The sequence below is a fragment of the Fictibacillus arsenicus genome (assembly GCF_001999465.1).
GTDB classification, from domain to species: domain Bacteria; phylum Bacillota; class Bacilli; order Bacillales; family Fictibacillaceae; genus Fictibacillus; species Fictibacillus arsenicus.
Genome location: NZ_MQMF01000002.1, coordinates 1,092,847 through 1,110,078, shown reverse-complemented (window position 1 = coordinate 1,110,078; position 17,232 = coordinate 1,092,847). Strand labels below are relative to the sequence as shown.

Below are 17,232 nucleotides of genomic sequence, written 5' to 3'. Positions count from 1 at the left end.
AGGCTTTAGATCGCTGAATTTACAGTCAATTTCTTTATTTGAAGAAGACTGTGAAACGGGGGAACCAATCTTTTGGGGTGAATTTTGCAAGAGCAAAAAGGGATACTCCATTCCCTAATCCGACAGCTAACCCCGTAAGCGTCATGTCACTGGAGAGGTCAAATTGGTGAAAAACCGGACCCGCTTTTTTGTGTGGTCTTTTTTTTGTTTTTTACAGCTTTTTGAAAACCTCTTAACCAGCAAGGCTAGAAAACAACGAAGGAAAACTTCATGGAATTTAAGGGGAGAATTAAAATGAAAAAACAGTTTGCAGTTATAGGATTAGGCCGTTTTGGGGGCAGTATTTGCCGGGAGTTTGCCAAAATGGGCTATGATGTACTCGCGATCGATAATGATATGGAAAAGGTCAATGAATTTGCGACGATTGCCACTCAGGCCGTACAAGCAAATTCAACTGATGAAAAGGTAATGAAATCTCTTGGGATCAGAAATTTTAACCATGTGATCGTTTCAATTGGTGAAGATATTCAAGCAAGTATCTTAACAACACTTTTACTTAAAGAATCAGGTGTAAGCAAGGTATGGGTAAAAGCTCAAAATGACTATCATCATAAGGTTCTGGAAAAACTAGGAGCAGACCGCATCATTCATCCAGAACGCGATATGGCTCTTCGGGTTGCTCAGCTTATCTCTTCAGAAAAAATCATCGACTTTATTGAACTGTCGCATGAACACAGTATTGTAGAGATTGGTGTTACGGACAAATTAGTGAATAAAACACTGACAGATTTAGACGTTCGAGCTCGCTATGGATGTAATATCGTTGCGATTAAGCGCGATGATGAAATTCTAGTTTCTCCGATTGCAGATGTTACTCTACAATATGGAGATGTCCTCGTGGTGATCGGACGAAATGAAGACTTGAACCGCTTTGAGGATGAGGGAGTGTAAGCAGTGGCTCTGCATGTCAATAAATCCAGGTTGCATAATCCGATAAAATTGAACCCTCCTCAATTTTTAGCATTGCTTTTTTTGTTTTTGATTATATTAGGCGCTTGTTTATTAAAACTGCCTATAGCCCAAGAGGAATCATTGCGTTGGATTGATGCTTTATTTATAGCAACTTCTGCGGCTACTGTAACCGGGCTGGCATCAGTCGACCCCGGTTCGACGTTTACTTTATTCGGAGAGATCGTCATTTTATTTTTGATACAGGTTGGCGGACTTGGTGTGATGTCCTTTGCATCTCTCGTTGTAATTATGATGGGAAGAAAGATCTCTGTTAAACAAAGGGTTTTGATGCAAGAAGCGCTAAACCAGCCTTCCATCGGCGGAGTGATAAGGCTTGTTCGAAACTTATTCGTATTTTCGATCAGTATTCAAATCATTGCTGTGTTCTTTTTATCATTTAGGTGGGTACCTGAAATGGGATTTGGTAAAGGGGTCTATTACAGTGTATTCCACGTTATCTCTGCCTATAATAATGCAGGCTTTGCTCTTTGGTCTGATGGATTGATGGGTTATGTTGGTGATCCAATGGTTAACATTGTAATCTCTCTGCTTTTTATTACAGGGGGAATCGGGTTCACTGTTCTAGTAGACCTTTGGGTCAGCCGTAAATGGAAAGATCTTTCGCTTCATTCAAAAGTAATGATTTTTTCAACATTTGCCATTAATATTGTGGCCATATTGTTTGTTTATTTATTTGAATTCAATAACCCAAAAACATTAGGCATGCTATCCGGAGCTGAAAAACTTTGGGCAGCCTATTTTCAGGGGGTATCTCCTCGAACAGCAGGATTTAACTCGATCGATATGACCGCGATTAATCCGGATACGTCCCTTTTAATGATTCTATTGATGTTTGTCGGTGCAGGAAGCACTTCTACAGGCGGGGGTATTAAGCTTACAACATTCGTAGTCATCCTCTTTACGGTTGCGGCGTTCTTAAAAGGGAAAGATGATACGGTTATCATGAAGAGAACGATCCGTAATGCGGTCGTTTATCGTGCCTTAGCGATTACGACCATTTCGATTTTATTTATCTTTGCCGCATTGTTCGTCGTAACTTATGTGCAAAAAGGGGATTCCTTCATGATCATTCTGTTTGAAGTGATGTCTGCATTCGGGACAGTTGGCCTAAGTATGGGATTAACACCCGACCTAACCATTATCGGAAAAATTGTAATTTGCGCAGTGATGGTCTTTGGAAAACTTGGTCCTCTGACACTAGCGTTTAGTCTTGCTAAACAAACAAGAGAAAATATTAGATATCCAGATGGTGAAGTATTCACGGGATAACAAATAAAGCCGGCTCGGAAAGGTAAAATACCTTTTTGAGCTGGTTTTTTTATGGTTATGAAAGTATAAAAATCAGGAGGATAATCGTTACATAGAATTTGTCCATGTGAAAAAGACAAACTCAATAATAGACTAAATAAATAGACACGATATGGATGTTAGGGGGATTATTACAGGGTAATTAGCATTAATTCCACGGTAAATCGAATTAATTCCACAGATAGAGATAATAATTCCACACATAAAATTATTTATCGAAATTTCGACAAACACAGTCCACCTAAACATCAAATTGACCCAACCTGTTCACGCCAGACCATCTAATCCATAATCTTTTTTGGCTAAAAATGGGATAAGTGGCGTTCTGTTGGGAATGCTAAAACGAGATTTAATAGTGTCATTGAAAGGGTGAGGACGATATGCAAAAAATTAAAGAAATATTTCTTGTTTCTCCCTTTCTTGTCTTCTTTCTCGTGCATTCAGAACAAATAGGGGTCGGAGTATTAGGGTATCAGCGGGTCATTGCAAAATATGCAGGTTATGATTCTTGGATCTCCGTTATTATTGCTGCTGTTTTTGTTCATATTCTAATCTGGATGATCTATTACGTGCTGGATAATGGCGGGGGAGATATCGTCACGATACACAAAACATTATTTGGCGGAATGCTGGGGAACATCTTCAATTTAGCTCTAGCTTTGTATTTTCTTCTATGGTCGCTAACGGTTTTAAGAACATATATTGAGGTTGTACAAGTATGGATGTTTCCAACACTAAAAACGTGGACAATAGCTGTTGTATTCCTTCTATTAACTTATTATGTGGTTTCTGCAGGATTTCGTACAGTTGCTGGTATTTGTTTTTTAGGTGTGGTTATTCCTTTGGGACTTATATTCCTTTTAATTTATCCGCTTGAATATACCCACTTTTCTAATTTACTGCCAGTGTTTGATGAGAGGCTGAATGATTACTTTACGGCTTCAAAAAATATGATGCTGAGTTACCTTGGGTTTGAAACATTGCTGATTTTCTATCCATTTATAAAGAATGCGAAAAAATCACAAAAGTTTGCACACCACGCGAATATCTTTACCTTTATGATGTATCTTTTAGTAACATTGTTTTCATTTGCCTTTTTCAGTCAGGAGCAGCTTGCTCGAAATATATGGGCAACACTCTCAATGGTTAAAATCGTACAAGTATCCTTCGTAGAACGTTTTGATTTCGTTTTCGTTTCCATTTGGTGTCTCGTCATCTTGCCAAATATTGCCCTTGCCATCTGGTGTTCGAGCCGTGTTGTGAAATTGATGATAAACATCAGGCAGCACGTTACACTAATCGTTTTATTATGTATAGTCCTTTTAGCTTGTATCTTCTTAGATACCCGTTTCAAAATAAATATGCTCAATAATTATACGAACATCATTGGATTCTACCTTGCAATCAGCTATATACCTTTACTTTTTTTAATGACCTTTATTAAGAAAAAGATCAAAAATAAAAGGACGAATAACGGTCAAAAGTCATCGTCCACTTGATAATTTTATTAAGCTTGCAAGAGAAGTGTCAGCCTGTCCTTATGTTTTTCTCGCTGCTGGCTGTCCGATGTATTATGCCAATCCTGAAGTGTTTCATTGATCAGCTGTTTAACCATATGTTTTGTCCATACTACATACGCACCATACGTATCACCTTTAAAGAAGCTGGTAAGCATATTGTTTTCAGGACCGAAAAAGAAGCCTAGCTGATCATGAATTAATGTGGATTCATCAATGGAAAAAGGCATGATTTTATCTGAGAGCGTATATTGATAAGAATTGTTTTCTTTTTTAATAAAAGCGATGCTGTAAAGCTGTCTTTCCGGGAGAAAGCCCTTTGTTGTCGGCAATAGCAATAAAGGGTTATGTTCTTTGTCATAAGCAATAAAAAAATCATTAACATCTTCTTCAAAATGCGGAGTTCTTAACATTGAAGCAAGTGTAATTTCTTTTTGTACGTCTAACATTTCGCAGCCCTCATTCCGTTTGTTTTCTTACAAACAGTCTTGCCGCTAGATTGCTAGATTATACGTCGTGATAAGAACTTTTGTTGTAATAAGATGCGGTTGATTCTTCTCTAGCTTTAAGATGCCGAAAGAGGGACTTTGAGCGGAAAAAAGGGATTTTGAGCGAAACTGAGCAGTTTGAGCGCATCGAGAAAATCTTGAGCGTAACTCGGCGTTTTTGAGCGATACTCAAGAATACTGAGCGAACGTGTATTAAATATAAGAACACGTACCGTGAATGGAGTCTTTTTCTTTATTGTACTGCTGTGATAAGTTGTTGAAAGGGAATTGACGGACAAAATGTAAACGCATACACTAGAGGTAGTTAATAGTCGCGAGCAGAAAGAGTGTATAAATATATGGCATTATCTAATGAAAAACTTATCGGAAAAATGGCCATTTTAGGTGTGCTGGATGAAAGCTATCTCTCAGAGATTGAAAAGCAGGGCTGGAAGTATTGCGTAGGCAAAGCCGGTTCTATGGACTCTCAAAAAGTAGTAGCAGCAATCGAGACAGCGGCCAAAAATGAAAAAGTCATTCAGAGCGGAATTTATAGGGAAACTCATTCTCTTTATCATGCCATCATGGAAGCCTTTCATGGTGTGACAAGGGGCCAGGTTCAGCTCGGAACGGTTCTTCGTACAGTAGGACTGCGTTTCATTGTTGTCCGCGGAAACCCTTATGAGAAAAAAGAAGAAGGCGACTGGATTGCAGTCGCGCTATATGGAACGATCGGTGCACCAGTAAAAGGGCTGGAGCATGAAGCAATCGGACTGGGGATCAATCATATTTAAACACTGCCTATAGTGATTAGTGATGAGGGGGCGTATTTGAAAGAAGTTTTCTTTCGGGTGCGCTCTTTTTTGTATGAGCAGGGACTACATTTAAAAAGCTGTTTGCGTAAACTTTGTTGCTGTTTGAAAGTTGTTGATTTCCGTTTCAGATGCTCGCTTTCCGGGGGGGCGTGCGGTGAGCCACCTCGACGCTTTGCGTCCATAGGTGTCTCACCTGTCACACTGATCCCCCAGGAGTCTCGCATCTTTCACTCCAATCAACCTCAATGAAGGGTGCTCCGAGAGAATCCCATAGCAACAATTTTTCGGAAATGAGTCTAAGAAAAAGAGGGATGAAGATGGTTACTTTAACTGGTAATACGCTTTCGATGGAAGAGATAAAGCGGATTCTGCACGACAATGAACCGGTGGAAGCATGTCCTTTAAGTATGAAAAAGGTGGCTGACAGCCGTAAAGCTGTAGAAGAGATTGTGGCTTCAGGCAAGGTAGTATACGGCATTACCACAGGGTTTGGAAAGTTTAGCGATGTATTCATTTCAAGGGACGATGTAGAGACCCTGCAGATCAATCTGATCCGAAGCCATGCATGCGGAATCGGCGAACCGTTTCCTGAGACAATCAGCCGACTGATGCTTATTTTAAGAGCTAATGCATTATTAAAAGGTTTGTCTGGAATACGTCCGGTTGTTATTGAAAGATTGCTTGACCTCGTTTCACATGGTGTACATCCTGTAGTTCCTCAGCAAGGTTCATTAGGGGCAAGCGGGGATCTCGCTCCACTGTCTCATTTGGCTCTTGTTTTAGTAGGAGAAGGCGAGGCTTATTACAAGGGAGAACGCTTGTCAGGTCAAGATGCACTTAAGAGAGCAGGAATCGGACCAGTAGTTCTTACAGCAAAGGAAGGACTCGCACTGATTAATGGTACACAGGCGATGACTGCTCAAGGGATAGCAGCCTATATAGAAGCTGAAAGAATCGGATTGATGGCCGATGCGATCGCTTCATTAACGACTGAGAGTTTAAGAGGAATTACGGATGCTTTTGATGAAGATGTTCATATTGCGAGAGGCTACAAAGAGCAAGTAGAGGTAGCAGAGAGACTTCGAAACTACTTAGAGGGCAGCCAGCTCACGACCAAGCAGGGAGAAATCAGAGTGCAGGATGCTTATTCTTTACGCTGTATTCCTCAAGTTCATGGCGCTTCGTGGCAAGTGCTCGGCTATGTAAAAGAAAAGCTCGAGATCGAGATGAACGCAGCAACTGACAATCCGCTTATCTTTGATGATGGGAACAAGATCATTTCCGGCGGAAACTTTCATGGTCAGCCGATCGCGTTTGCGATGGACTTCTTGAAGCTTGCCGCAGCAGAGTGGGCGAACATTTCTGAGCGCCGCATCGAACGGATGGTCAATCCTCAATTGAATGATCTGCCGGGGTTTTTAAGTCCAAATCCTGGTCTTGAATCTGGTGCCATGATTATGCAATATGCAGCGGCATCACTCGTATCTGAGAACAAGACGCTTGCTCATCCGGCGAGTGTGGATTCCATTCCGTCATCAGCCAATCAGGAAGATCACGTGAGCATGGGTACGATTGCTTCAAGACATGCGGCTCAGATCATCGCAAATGCAAGACGAGTGCTCGCTGTTGAATTAATCTGTGCGATGCAGGCTGCTGATTTTAGAGGCCCAGAAAAATTGGCTACAAGAACAAAAAAAGTATATGAACATGGCAGAAAAGTGTGTCCGACGATTCAATGTGACCGTATGTTCCACCGTGATATGGAAGCAGTAGCATCCTGGATCTTAGATGGCTCATGGAATGACATTTTAATAGGAACGAAAACTCAAAAACTAGCACATTAAGAGGAGGCTTTTTACATGTCAAACGTCAAACATTCAATTTCAGCTGCAAGAGGAACTAAATTATCTGCAAAAGGCTGGGTGCAGGAAGCTGCTATCCGAATGCTTATGAACAATCTGGACGCACAAGTGGCAGAGAATCCGGATGAGCTAGTCGTTTATGGGGGAATCGGAAAGGCTGCGCGCAACTGGGATTCTTATCATAAAATCGTTGAAACATTAGAAAGACTTGAAAATGATGAAACACTTCTCGTACAGTCCGGAAAGCCTGTCGCTGTTTTTAAATCACATACAGATGCACCTCGTGTACTTCTTGCAAACTCCAACCTTGTTCCGGCATGGGCAAATTGGGAGACGTTCCGTGATCTTGAAAAAAAAGGTCTTATGATGTATGGCCAGATGACAGCAGGAAGCTGGATCTATATCGGCACGCAAGGAATTCTGCAAGGAACATACGAAACTTTTGCAGAAGCAGCACGCAAGCATTTTAATGGTTCGCTAAAAGGAACGATTACACTTACAGCAGGACTTGGTGGTATGGGTGGTGCTCAGCCTCTAGCTGTAACGATGAATGACGGTGTAGTCATAGCGATCGATGTTGACGAAACAAGAATCCAGCGCCGTCTTGATACAAGATATTTAGATAAAAAGACAGACAGCTTAGATGAAGCTTTAGCAATGGCAAAAGAATATGCGGCAAAAGGTGAGCCGTTATCGATAGGACTGTTAGGAAACGCAGCGGAACTTTTACCGAAAATGATCGAGATGGGTGAGATTCCTGATCTAGTAACAGACCAGACATCTGCACATGATCCTTTGCATGGTTACTTGCCACTAGGACTTTCCATGGAAGAAGGCGGAGAACTGCGTAAACGAAACCCTGAGCAGTATATCGAAAAGTCAAAACACTCGATGGCTGTTCACGTTCAGGCAATGCTGGAAATGCAGAAAAAAGGTGCCGTTGTCTTTGACTATGGTAATAACATCAGACAAGTAGCTTTCGATGAAGGGGTAAAGAACGCATTTGATTTCCCTGGCTTCGTTCCAGCCTTCATACGTCCGCTCTTCTGTGAAGGAAAAGGGCCGTTCCGCTGGGTAGCTTTGTCTGGTGATCCGGAAGATATCAGAAAAACAGATGAAGTGATCTTAAGAGAATTCAGTGACAATGATCACCTTTGCAAATGGATCAAGATGGCTCAGGAAAAAGTACAGTTCCAAGGACTTCCTTCCCGCATCTGCTGGCTAGGATACGGAGAGCGTGCGAAGTTCGGAAAAATCATTAACGAAATGGTGGCTAATGGTGAGTTGTCAGCACCGATCGTGATCGGACGTGACCATCTGGATTGCGGTTCGGTAGCTTCACCGAACCGTGAGACTGAGGGAATGATGGACGGCAGTGATGCAGTTGCAGACTGGCCGATTTTAAACGCAATGATCAATGCTGTTAACGGTGCAAGCTGGGTTTCTGTCCACCATGGCGGAGGCGTAGGAATGGGCTATTCACTTCATGCAGGAATGGTAGTTGTGGCAGACGGGACTGAAGAAGCAGCACGTCGATTAGAGCGAGTATTAACGAGCGATCCTGGAATGGGAATAGTCAGACATGCTGATGCTGGTTATGATCTAGCGATTAAAACCGCAGATGAAAAAAGCGTTGACCTGCCGATGATCAACAAATAAGGCTGTTTTTGGGTTGTTGCTAGCAGAATTGGCTGATTTACGCTCCCATGTGTTCGATTTCTCTTGCGGCGTATGGTGAACAATCGAGATTGTCCCCGGCTTTCGTTACTTTGATCGAAAAAGTAAGGTTTTGAGCGAAACGATAGGCAGTTTGAGCGCAGCGAGAAAATCTTGAGCGTACCTCAGCTTTTCTTAGCGAAACCTCAATGAGTCTGAGCGAACGTGTAATAATTATAAGAACACTTACCGTGAATGAGGTTTATAACTAAAAAGGAGTGTGACGAATGCTTGATACATTAATTTTTGCTTCACAAATTGTCGTTCCAGCAGGAGAGGGCCGGGCACTTCGCGGAACGGAAATGAATGAGCTCAAAGTTATCGATAATGGAGCTGTCGGAATAAAGGATGGCAAGATTGCTTTTGTTGGCACGCGTGAAGAAGCGGCTGATCTAAATGCCAGCGAAACGATTGATGCAAAAGGGAAATTATTATCACCTGGTTTGGTTGATCCTCATACACATTTAGTGTTTGGGGGATCGCGTGAGCATGAGCTGGCGCTGAAACAGCAAGGTGTACCTTACTTGGAAATTCTTGCGCAAGGCGGAGGAATTCTTTCCACGGTAAGAGCGACAAGAGAAACGACTGAAGATGCACTTTTTGAAAAAGCGATGTTTCATTTAAACAGATGTTTAACTTACGGCGTGACGACAATGGAAGCAAAAAGCGGCTACGGGCTTGATAAAGAAACAGAATTGAAACAGCTTCGTGTAGCCAAAAAGCTGAATGAATCACATCCGATGGATCTCGTTTCTACTTTTTTAGGAGCGCATGCTATTCCGGAAAACTATAAAGGAAGACCGGATGCTTTTTTAGAGGAAATGCTGTCTATGCTGAGTGTGATCTCGAAAGAAGGTCTGGCTGAATTTGTAGATATCTTCTGTGAGACAGGTGTCTTCACGGTTGAGCAGTCCCGAACATTTTTACAAAAAGCAAAAACAGCTGGGTTTGGTGTGAAGATACACGCTGACGAAATCGATCCGCTCGGCGGAACAGAAATGGCGTGTGAGATCGGTGCTGTTTCAGCGGATCACCTTGTGGGAGCAAGCGATGAAGGCGTCCGTATGCTAGGTGAATCAGATACGATTGCTGTTCTGTTGCCTGGAACAACATTTTATTTAGGGAAAGATCACTTTGCACCTGCGCGTGAAATGATTTCAAGCGGAGCAGCAGTAGCTCTTTCAACTGACTTCAATCCAGGCAGTTCGCCGACAGAGAATATTCAGTTCATTATGAACTTAGCAGCACTAAAGCTGAAGATGACACCTGAAGAGATCTGGAACGCGGTAACGGTAAACGCAGCCTATGCGATCGGTCGCGGAGGTGTTGCCGGGAGTTTAATGGAAGGTCGAAATGCGGATCTCGTGCTTTGGGATGTGCCTAACTACAAATATGTTCCTTATCACTATGGTGTAAACCACGTAAATAAAGTCTGGAAAAACGGGGTATTGGTGGCTGGAAAGGCGGATTCACATGCAAACTATACCGTTTCTTCGTAAGACAGGTGAAGCTCCATTTACTGACCGAGGAATAAAGAAGGCAGGGCAGCTTCTAAAGCCATGGGCAGGGGAGAGTGTGAAAGGGGTAGCGATTGCTGGCGCACCTCTTTCGAAAACATCTATTTCCCACTCTGGGGCGTTTATGGCACCGCAGACGATTAGACAGATGATGCACTCTTTTTCGACCTATAGCATTGAGCATGAAACAGACATGTGGGATGGGGTTATCACGGATTTTGGTGACATTGAGATGCATGTAACGGATTTGATCCAATCGCAAAACCGCATCTATTCTACGTTAAAAGAAATTCAAAGTCAGCACAATGAAGCTTTGATTATCACATTGGGAGGCGACCATTCTGTTTCTGCAGGTGCAATTAAAGCCTTTCAGGAAACAAGGGGTCGGGTAGGAATCATCCAGTTTGATGCGCATTTTGACTTAAGAAACACTGAGGATGGGGGTCCATCAAACGGAACACCATTCCGCCAGCTTATTGAAAATGGCGTGATAAGCGGCGATCAGCTCGTGCAGCTGGGAATTCGGGATTTTTCAAACGGAAAGCTCTATCATGATTATGCAAAAGATCATGGTGTAACCGTCTATACGATGGGAGACATCAAACGGGCAGGACTCCTCACTTTGCTGAAAAATTCAGTTGAACAGTTAAAACAGACAACAGATAACATATACATTTCTTTGGACATGGATGTACTGGATCAAGCTTATGCACCAGGCTGCCCGGCGATTGGACCGGGCGGATTAGACAGTGATTCATTAATTGAAGGAATTCAATGGCTTGCCGAAAACCATTCTGTGAGAGGTATGGATATCGTTGAAATCGATCCGACGCTCGATTTTCGAAATATGACAAGCCGGCTAGCCGCTTATATCATCATGCAATTTTCGCTTTTTTACTCGAAACGAGAAGGAGGAAAATAAAATGAGCGAGTTTGGAAGATTCATTGAAAACTCCAGGAAGCATAAGGGATTAAGCAAGTCTGAACTTGCAAGAAGATTGAGCATCACGCCTCAGTATATGGCAGATATCGAAAAAGGAAGAATGATCCCATCTGAAGAGAAGATCGAGAAACTAGTGACTGCTCTAGAGCTAAACGAAAAAGAGGCGTTTAAGCTAGCGGATAAACTTCCGTTGCGTGTACTTGCAGAAGCAAAACAAGAATACTATAAACATGGATGATATGATAGAAGAAAGCCTGTCCGGTGCGACAGGCTTTTTCTTTTTTCAGTCGATGCCCAAACACTGCGATAAAATCTAGTTAAATTCTACTAACAAGATGTTTCCTTCTAAAAGATACGAAGTACTAGTACCTTTATAGTAGGATTTATACCTTTTTAATTCATTCTAACCTACTAATAAGGTTTTTTCTGTATAAATCTCCACTAAAACTAGCTCAATAGTAGGGCTAGGAAAATAAATCATTTACCTTATCCTCATTCATCCGAATTCTGTTTAATATGGAAGTAATCACCAAGAAATGACACAATTTTCAGACTACATATTAAGCAGGAGGTTATTTAGGGTGAATAAAAAGAAATTTGTAGCAACAACACTTTTAGCAACATCGATCATGCTGACACCGTTTTCGGTAATGGCGGAAAGTCCGAAGCAGGTAACGGACCAGAAGATGACGGAGGCACTTGTAAACTTAAATAAAAACAAACTTTTCGATAATCTGGAAAGTAAACTTCAGCAGCTTTCAAATGAAGAGAAAGTTCCAGTAATTATTCAATTCAACGAGGAATTCGCCGGCGGACAAGCCTTTGAGAAACTCGCTTCAAAAGTTGGCGTGTTCAAAAAGTCCTTCGAGTACAAAGTCATCAATGGAATGGCGGCAACGATGACAAAGAAGCAGATTATGCTGCTGGAGCATCTTCCTTTTATAAAATCAGTAGAATATGATGCACCAATCCACATGAACTTGGAGACAGCAAACAGCTGGTTTGGTACGGCAAAAGCACGGGCTGATTATGGAGTGACTGGTGATCAAGATGGGAATGAACGCTCCTATTCAAAAGCCGATAGTGTGGTAGCGGTTATTGATACAGGGATTGATGCTGCACACGTTGATCTGGATGGCGGAAAAGTGATCGGGTGGAAAGACCTTGTGAACAACCGTACTACTCCTTATGATGACCAAGGGCATGGAACGCATTGTGCCAGTATTGTTGCGGGTGAGGGAGATTCAAATCCTGCGCATAAAGGTGTTGCACCAGGTGCTGCTTTAGTTGGTGTAAAAGTATTGGACAGTCAGGGCTCAGGAAGTATGAGTACGGTTACAGCGGGGATCGACTGGGCCGTGCAAAATAAAGATACGTACGGGATCGAAGTTCTTTCATTGAGTCTTGGAACATCTGGAAGCTCAAACGGACAAGATGCTACTTCTGTTGCAGTTAATAATGCATCAGCAGCCGGACTTGCTGTTGCCGTGGCAGCGGGGAACTCTGGGCCGTCCGCTTCAACGATCGGATCCCCGGGAGCTGCTGATAAAGCAATCACAGTTGGCGCGGGTGCTGATCTTTACGAAGGCGGATTTAATATCACGTACTTCTCATCTCGCGGACCAACAGCTGACGGCAGAGTGAAACCAGATATTTTTGCACCAGGCTATAACATCACAGCAGCAAAAGCTAATTCAGGAAATCAATATGTAACATACAGCGGTACGAGTATGGCTACCCCATTTACAGCGGGAACAATTGCACTTATGCATGATGCGAACCCGTCGATCACTGAACCCGAAATTAAGAATGCGCTTTATTCAACAGCGATTGATTTCGGAAAAGCAGGCAAGGACAATGAATATGGATCTGGCCGTTTAGACGGACATGCTGCAGTTAAAACAGCTGGTGGACTGACGGGCTCTGGACCCGCAGTGCCGGATCATTTTTATAAACGCGGTACTTTAAATTCCGGCGGATCACAGACATTTTCACTGAATGTAACATCTACTGCGTATCCGATTTCAATGACAGTGGTTACAGAAAACTATAGCCCGGGCTGGTTTATTTTCCCGGCATCACATAATTACTCTGTTTCACTAATCGATCCTAGCGGAAAAACGGTTGTAAGTTCATCGCAAAACGAAAGACAAGATCATGCATTCTTTAAGCCGGCACAAACTGGTGTCTATCAAGTGAAAGTTTCTTCAAGCCGAGGAAGCGGAGCGTATGATTTAGACGTAAGTGCAGGTGCGTCGTCCTTGAACTAATAAAATAAAGAAACACCGCTGTTGACACGAATGTGTACAGCGGTGTTTTTCTGTGGTTATTAACTTTCGCTTTCTTGCGGCCTTGAAGGTTTTGGTTTCAGCAGCATTCGTTTCAGTTTAGACCATCGGAGTTCAATGAACGGCTGTGCCAGAGCAATAACTGGTTTGCTGGCTAAAAATAGTGTAACGATAAGAGTTAGAAACAGAAGCATAAAGTAGGCGCCGTTTTCTTCAATTGATGCAAATAAATCTGTCGTAAACAAATACTTTAATACAAAGCCGTGAAGAAGATAAATATACAGCGTCCGTTCACCAAACTCTGTAAAAAACATCTTTCGACGAGGAAGAAGTGCTAAGAAGCTGAACGTGGCAGCAAACATAATACCATACATCGCAAGCCTGATAAGTCCTCCATACCAGTCGTTATATCCGAGAATTTCAGAATATGATGATGAAGCGAGCAGCCATTCCTTCGTTCCGTTCGGAAAAATAAAGTGATAGGTAATGAATAACACTATCAGGAATGCTGCGGCTGCTGCCTTTGCAGAAGGCTTCAATATTTTTTTAAAGTCCCTTTTTTCTAACAAATGACCAAGCAAGAACACTGGGAAAAAGACGAATGTTCTCAGCAGACTTAAGAATGTTCCAATATCGTGAATATAACCGACAGCTACCCCAATTCCGATAGCCAAAACAAGCGGGTACTTGATCTTCACAAATAACTTCAATAGAATGTTCCAGAATACAAGACTCAGTAAAAACCATAACGTCCAATGTGGTGAAAAGAAGTCTAGTTTCATTTCACTTTTTCCGTAGAGATCATAATAAAATAAACTGTACACCAACTGAAATAATAGATAAGGAATTAGAACCTTTTTAAAGATCTTTGGAAGATAGCCGTCACGCCAGACACCTTTAGTGAAAAAACCGGCTATAAGAATAAAAGCTGGCATGTGAAACGTGTAAATAAAGTTATAGATCGTGTAAAGCCATTCGTTTTGACCTTTTATCGGCGAAATAAAGTGTCCGAACACGACCAGAAAAATGAGAATAAACTTTGCGTTGTCAAAATAATAATCGCGTTCTTTTGCTGCAGTACTCATCAAGATTCCTCCAATAAAAATTCACCATATAAAGTGTTCGTATGAATTTCGCGTTTTACTTCCTATCTTCTATAATTCCCAACCTTTCATAGTTTTCTAACCTCTAAATTTAAAAAACGCATTTCCTATATGCAGGAAATGCGTTTTCTCATTTAGTTCTTCTATAAAAGATTGTTTCTTTTAGTTTATTATTCTCCATGGTATGTTGTTTGGAGCGCAAGGTGTGAGACTCCTGTGGGATGAGTGGGACAGGTGAGACTAAAAGCGCAGAGCGCTAGGAGGCTCACCGCACACCCCACGGAAAGCGAGCATCCTGGAGCGGAAATCAACTACTTTCAAGGGCAACAATGTTTGAGTTACAGTTTTTCGATTAAAAGTCTATTTTTATTTTAATAAATCCAGCACTTCTAAGGGCTTCGTAGATAATTACAACAGCTGGCCCCACAATCAATCCTATCATGCCAAGAAGCTGGAAACCTATGTATAAGGATACGAGAGCGGCCAATGCCGAAATACCAAGACTTGATCCAAGTATTTTAGGCTCAATGATTCTTCTTACTATTGTAATCACACCGAACATGATTAATAGACCAAAAGCGAGGTGGTCATTATTGTTGATAAAGAACGAGTAAGCCGCCCAAGGTACAAGGAAGGAACCTGTTCCCAAAATAGGGAGGATATCAACAATGACAATTAATAGAGCGATAATTACCGCGTATTCTACATCTAATATCATAAGTCCTACTAATGCAAGGATATATGTAATGAAACTTAAGATGATCTGTGCTCTGAAAAACCCTACAGTCGCTCTTGAAAGCTGACTGAATACAAGTTCAACCTTTTCGCGGGCAGAAGTTGTAAATAGGTTAAGAAATTCTGCATACAAGCGAGGCAGATCCAATGAAAATAAAAATACCGCAACAACATAGATAATAAAATAAATCAGCATACCTGGTATCGCAGTTATAAGGCCTAAGATTCCTGTCGTTAATCCCTTAGCGGTTTCAACACCATATTCCTTCAGTCCTACTAAACCTTCTTCTAGTGTTCTAACCACTTCTGGCGGAAGAGTTGCATAAAAGTTTTCCATTTCATAAAACGTATCTTCAGCCACTTCAAACAGGTGGACAGAGTAGGATGGAAGAACAGTAATGAACTCAATTACTTGAATAACAAGTGTTGTAGTCAGCCAGTATGATAGAATTCCAATGCCAGCTAAAAATAGCACGAACGAAATAGTAACGGACAGCAATCGTCTGCCTTTAAATAATTTGATGAACAATTTTACTACCGGTTCAAGCATTATGGCGGTTAATAATGCGAGAAGGAGAGGTATGCTGTAAAAGACAAATATGACGATTCCAGCGAGCAAAAATAATAACAAAACAACGTTTTTTACAGTCATTTTCCGGCTCCAATCTCCGTAAAATTATCCGGTTTACTCATGAATAGGGCTAGTACCCATTATGACCGGAAAAAGAGATGAAAATTCTTTATATATAAACAATGATGTTACGATAAAGTGAAAAAGTCAATTGCAGAAAGAAAAGTTTTTCAAAATCTTTTTATTTTCTGTATGCTGTCCTTAGAGCCAAGATCGCATTCAACTGTCCACCTGCTATTAAAATCAATGCAGAAAGATAGAACCAGATCATAAGAGTCAACAGTGCTCCCATATTTCCATAAATTTGTCCATAATCAAAGACGGATACATAAGAAGAAAAAAGATACGAAAATAAATGCCATCCGGCTGTGGAGAATACTGCCCCTGGCCAAACATTTCGAAAGGATAGTTTTAAATTTGGCGCGAACCTATACAGTGCTGAAAAGATAAAGAGAAGGACGGAAAAACCAATCACATACCTTGCTGTTTCCCAAATGTGCCATACCGGATGAGAGTATCCTGTTTGCTCAAATATGTAGATTCCGATCGTTCGTCCAAAAACAGGAAGCAATAACGCAGTAATAACGGCAACCACTAAACCGAATGTTAAAAACATCCCAAGAATTAATTCTTTAAAGAAAGGTCTGCTTTCTTCCACTTGGTAAGCAAGATTAAACACTCTAATAATGGCATGTGTACCAATGGTTGCAAGCCAAATCATTATAATTAATGAAATCGAAAATACATCTCCGCGGTGTTCGTCTAATACGGCAATTAAATTATACTCTAGTAAGGTATATGCTTCTTCTGGTGCAATAGACTGAAAAAGAGAGAGTACATATGCAGATGATATCGGCAAAAAACCCATCACAGTAAAAATAAGAAAAATAAAAGGAAATAATGAAACTAAGAAATAATATGCGAGCTGAGCCGAAAGATCGAAAACTTTATCTTCAAAAAAACGGCGTACCCACTGTTTCAAAATCCAGCGCATATGCATGCCTCCATGATTACGGCGTATTATTCTATCCTGCATTATTCCCGTAATCAAAAAAAAAGAACGCTTATTTTGAAACAAAACGTTCAAATGCACGTATGAATTAAAGTCGTAATTGAATTTCTATATTAATTATCCTAAGAACTACAGCAGGATGAGGACCTTCTTGTTGGTCTGGCACAGCAATTGGATTGGCAGCAAAGAATAAAAGGAGAGGTTGAAGGTGTAGACGGCGTTGGGCAAATTGGACAGCAGCAAGGATTTACATCCCGGCAAAATA

General features: G+C 41.4%; 14 protein-coding genes and 1 riboswitch. Of the genes, 10 read left to right on the top strand and 4 right to left on the bottom strand.

What is annotated here, in order from left to right; translation table 11 throughout:
• Nucleotide 1: 1 nt before the first annotated feature.
• Nucleotides 2–157, top strand: a riboswitch (cyclic di-AMP (ydaO/yuaA leader).
• Between the two features lie 137 nt (nucleotides 158–294).
• The 3 genes from UN64_RS12875 (at nucleotide 295) to UN64_RS12865 (ending at nucleotide 3,839) form a co-directional block, all read left to right on the top strand.
• Entirely contained in the window at nucleotides 295–951 is a 657-nt protein-coding gene (locus UN64_RS12875; RefSeq protein WP_077363285.1) for a potassium channel family protein, read from the top strand.
• A gap of 30 nt (nucleotides 952–981) precedes the next feature.
• Nucleotides 982–2,301 (top strand): TrkH family potassium uptake protein, encoded by a 1,320-nt coding sequence (locus UN64_RS12870; protein WP_077363791.1) that lies wholly within the window; start codon nucleotides 982–984, stop codon nucleotides 2,299–2,301.
• A gap of 419 nt (nucleotides 2,302–2,720) precedes the next feature.
• Nucleotides 2,721–3,839, top strand: coding sequence for a GerAB/ArcD/ProY family transporter (locus UN64_RS12865; protein ID WP_077363283.1), 1,119 nt, complete (start codon nucleotides 2,721–2,723; stop codon nucleotides 3,837–3,839).
• 8 nt (nucleotides 3,840–3,847) lie between these two features.
• Here the strand turns inward: UN64_RS12865 and UN64_RS12860 are convergent, their stop codons facing one another.
• On the bottom strand, nucleotides 3,848–4,306 hold the full coding sequence (locus UN64_RS12860; RefSeq protein WP_077363281.1) for a hypothetical protein: 459 nt from the start codon (nucleotides 4,304–4,306) through the stop codon (nucleotides 3,848–3,850).
• A gap of 398 nt (nucleotides 4,307–4,704) precedes the next feature.
• Here UN64_RS12860 and hutP point away from each other — a divergent pair, with 398 nt between their 5' ends.
• The 7 genes from hutP to UN64_RS12820 all read left to right on the top strand — a co-directional run bounded on the left by hutP (nucleotide 4,705) and on the right by UN64_RS12820 (nucleotide 13,468).
• The gene (hutP, locus tag UN64_RS12855; RefSeq protein WP_077363280.1) at nucleotides 4,705–5,139 is read left to right on the top strand and encodes a histidine utilization transcription antiterminator HutP; all 435 of its coding nucleotides are present in this window, start codon (nucleotides 4,705–4,707) and stop codon (nucleotides 5,137–5,139) included.
• Nucleotides 5,140–5,477: 338 nt separating this feature from the next.
• The gene (hutH, locus tag UN64_RS12845; RefSeq protein ID WP_077363276.1) at nucleotides 5,478–7,004 is read left to right on the top strand and encodes a histidine ammonia-lyase; all 1,527 of its coding nucleotides are present in this window, start codon (nucleotides 5,478–5,480) and stop codon (nucleotides 7,002–7,004) included.
• Nucleotides 7,005–7,019: 15 nt separating this feature from the next.
• A complete protein-coding gene (hutU, locus tag UN64_RS12840) occupies nucleotides 7,020–8,681 on the top strand; it encodes a urocanate hydratase (RefSeq protein WP_077363274.1) in 1,662 nt (553 codons plus the stop codon).
• Between the two features lie 284 nt (nucleotides 8,682–8,965).
• Nucleotides 8,966–10,237, top strand: a complete 1,272-nt coding sequence (hutI, locus tag UN64_RS12835; protein WP_077363272.1) for an imidazolonepropionase — start codon at nucleotides 8,966–8,968, stop codon at nucleotides 10,235–10,237.
• On the top strand, nucleotides 10,212–11,177 hold the full coding sequence (gene hutG / locus UN64_RS12830; protein WP_077363270.1) for a formimidoylglutamase: 966 nt from the start codon (nucleotides 10,212–10,214) through the stop codon (nucleotides 11,175–11,177). The genes hutI and hutG overlap by 26 nt, the downstream gene beginning before the upstream one ends.
• 1 nt (nucleotide 11,178) lies before the next feature.
• On the top strand, nucleotides 11,179–11,436 hold the full coding sequence (locus UN64_RS12825; RefSeq protein WP_077363268.1) for a helix-turn-helix domain-containing protein: 258 nt from the start codon (nucleotides 11,179–11,181) through the stop codon (nucleotides 11,434–11,436).
• Nucleotides 11,437–11,779: 343 nt separating this feature from the next.
• Nucleotides 11,780–13,468: a S8 family serine peptidase gene (locus tag UN64_RS12820; protein WP_245802015.1), complete on the top strand. Its 1,689-nt coding sequence runs from the start codon at nucleotides 11,780–11,782 to the stop codon at nucleotides 13,466–13,468.
• A gap of 59 nt (nucleotides 13,469–13,527) precedes the next feature.
• Here UN64_RS12820 and UN64_RS12815 read toward each other — a convergent pair whose 3' ends face one another.
• The 3 genes from UN64_RS12815 to UN64_RS12805 all read right to left on the bottom strand — a co-directional run bounded on the left by UN64_RS12815 (nucleotide 13,528) and on the right by UN64_RS12805 (nucleotide 16,949).
• The gene (locus UN64_RS12815) at nucleotides 13,528–14,571 is read right to left on the bottom strand and encodes an acyltransferase family protein (RefSeq protein ID WP_077363264.1); all 1,044 of its coding nucleotides are present in this window, start codon (nucleotides 14,569–14,571) and stop codon (nucleotides 13,528–13,530) included.
• A gap of 370 nt (nucleotides 14,572–14,941) precedes the next feature.
• Nucleotides 14,942–15,976: a sporulation integral membrane protein YtvI gene (gene ytvI / locus UN64_RS12810; RefSeq protein WP_077363262.1), complete on the bottom strand. Its 1,035-nt coding sequence runs from the start codon at nucleotides 15,974–15,976 to the stop codon at nucleotides 14,942–14,944.
• Between the two features lie 160 nt (nucleotides 15,977–16,136).
• On the bottom strand, nucleotides 16,137–16,949 hold the full coding sequence (locus UN64_RS12805; protein WP_171978897.1) for a YihY/virulence factor BrkB family protein: 813 nt from the start codon (nucleotides 16,947–16,949) through the stop codon (nucleotides 16,137–16,139).
• Between the last annotated feature and the right edge of the window lie 283 nt (nucleotides 16,950–17,232).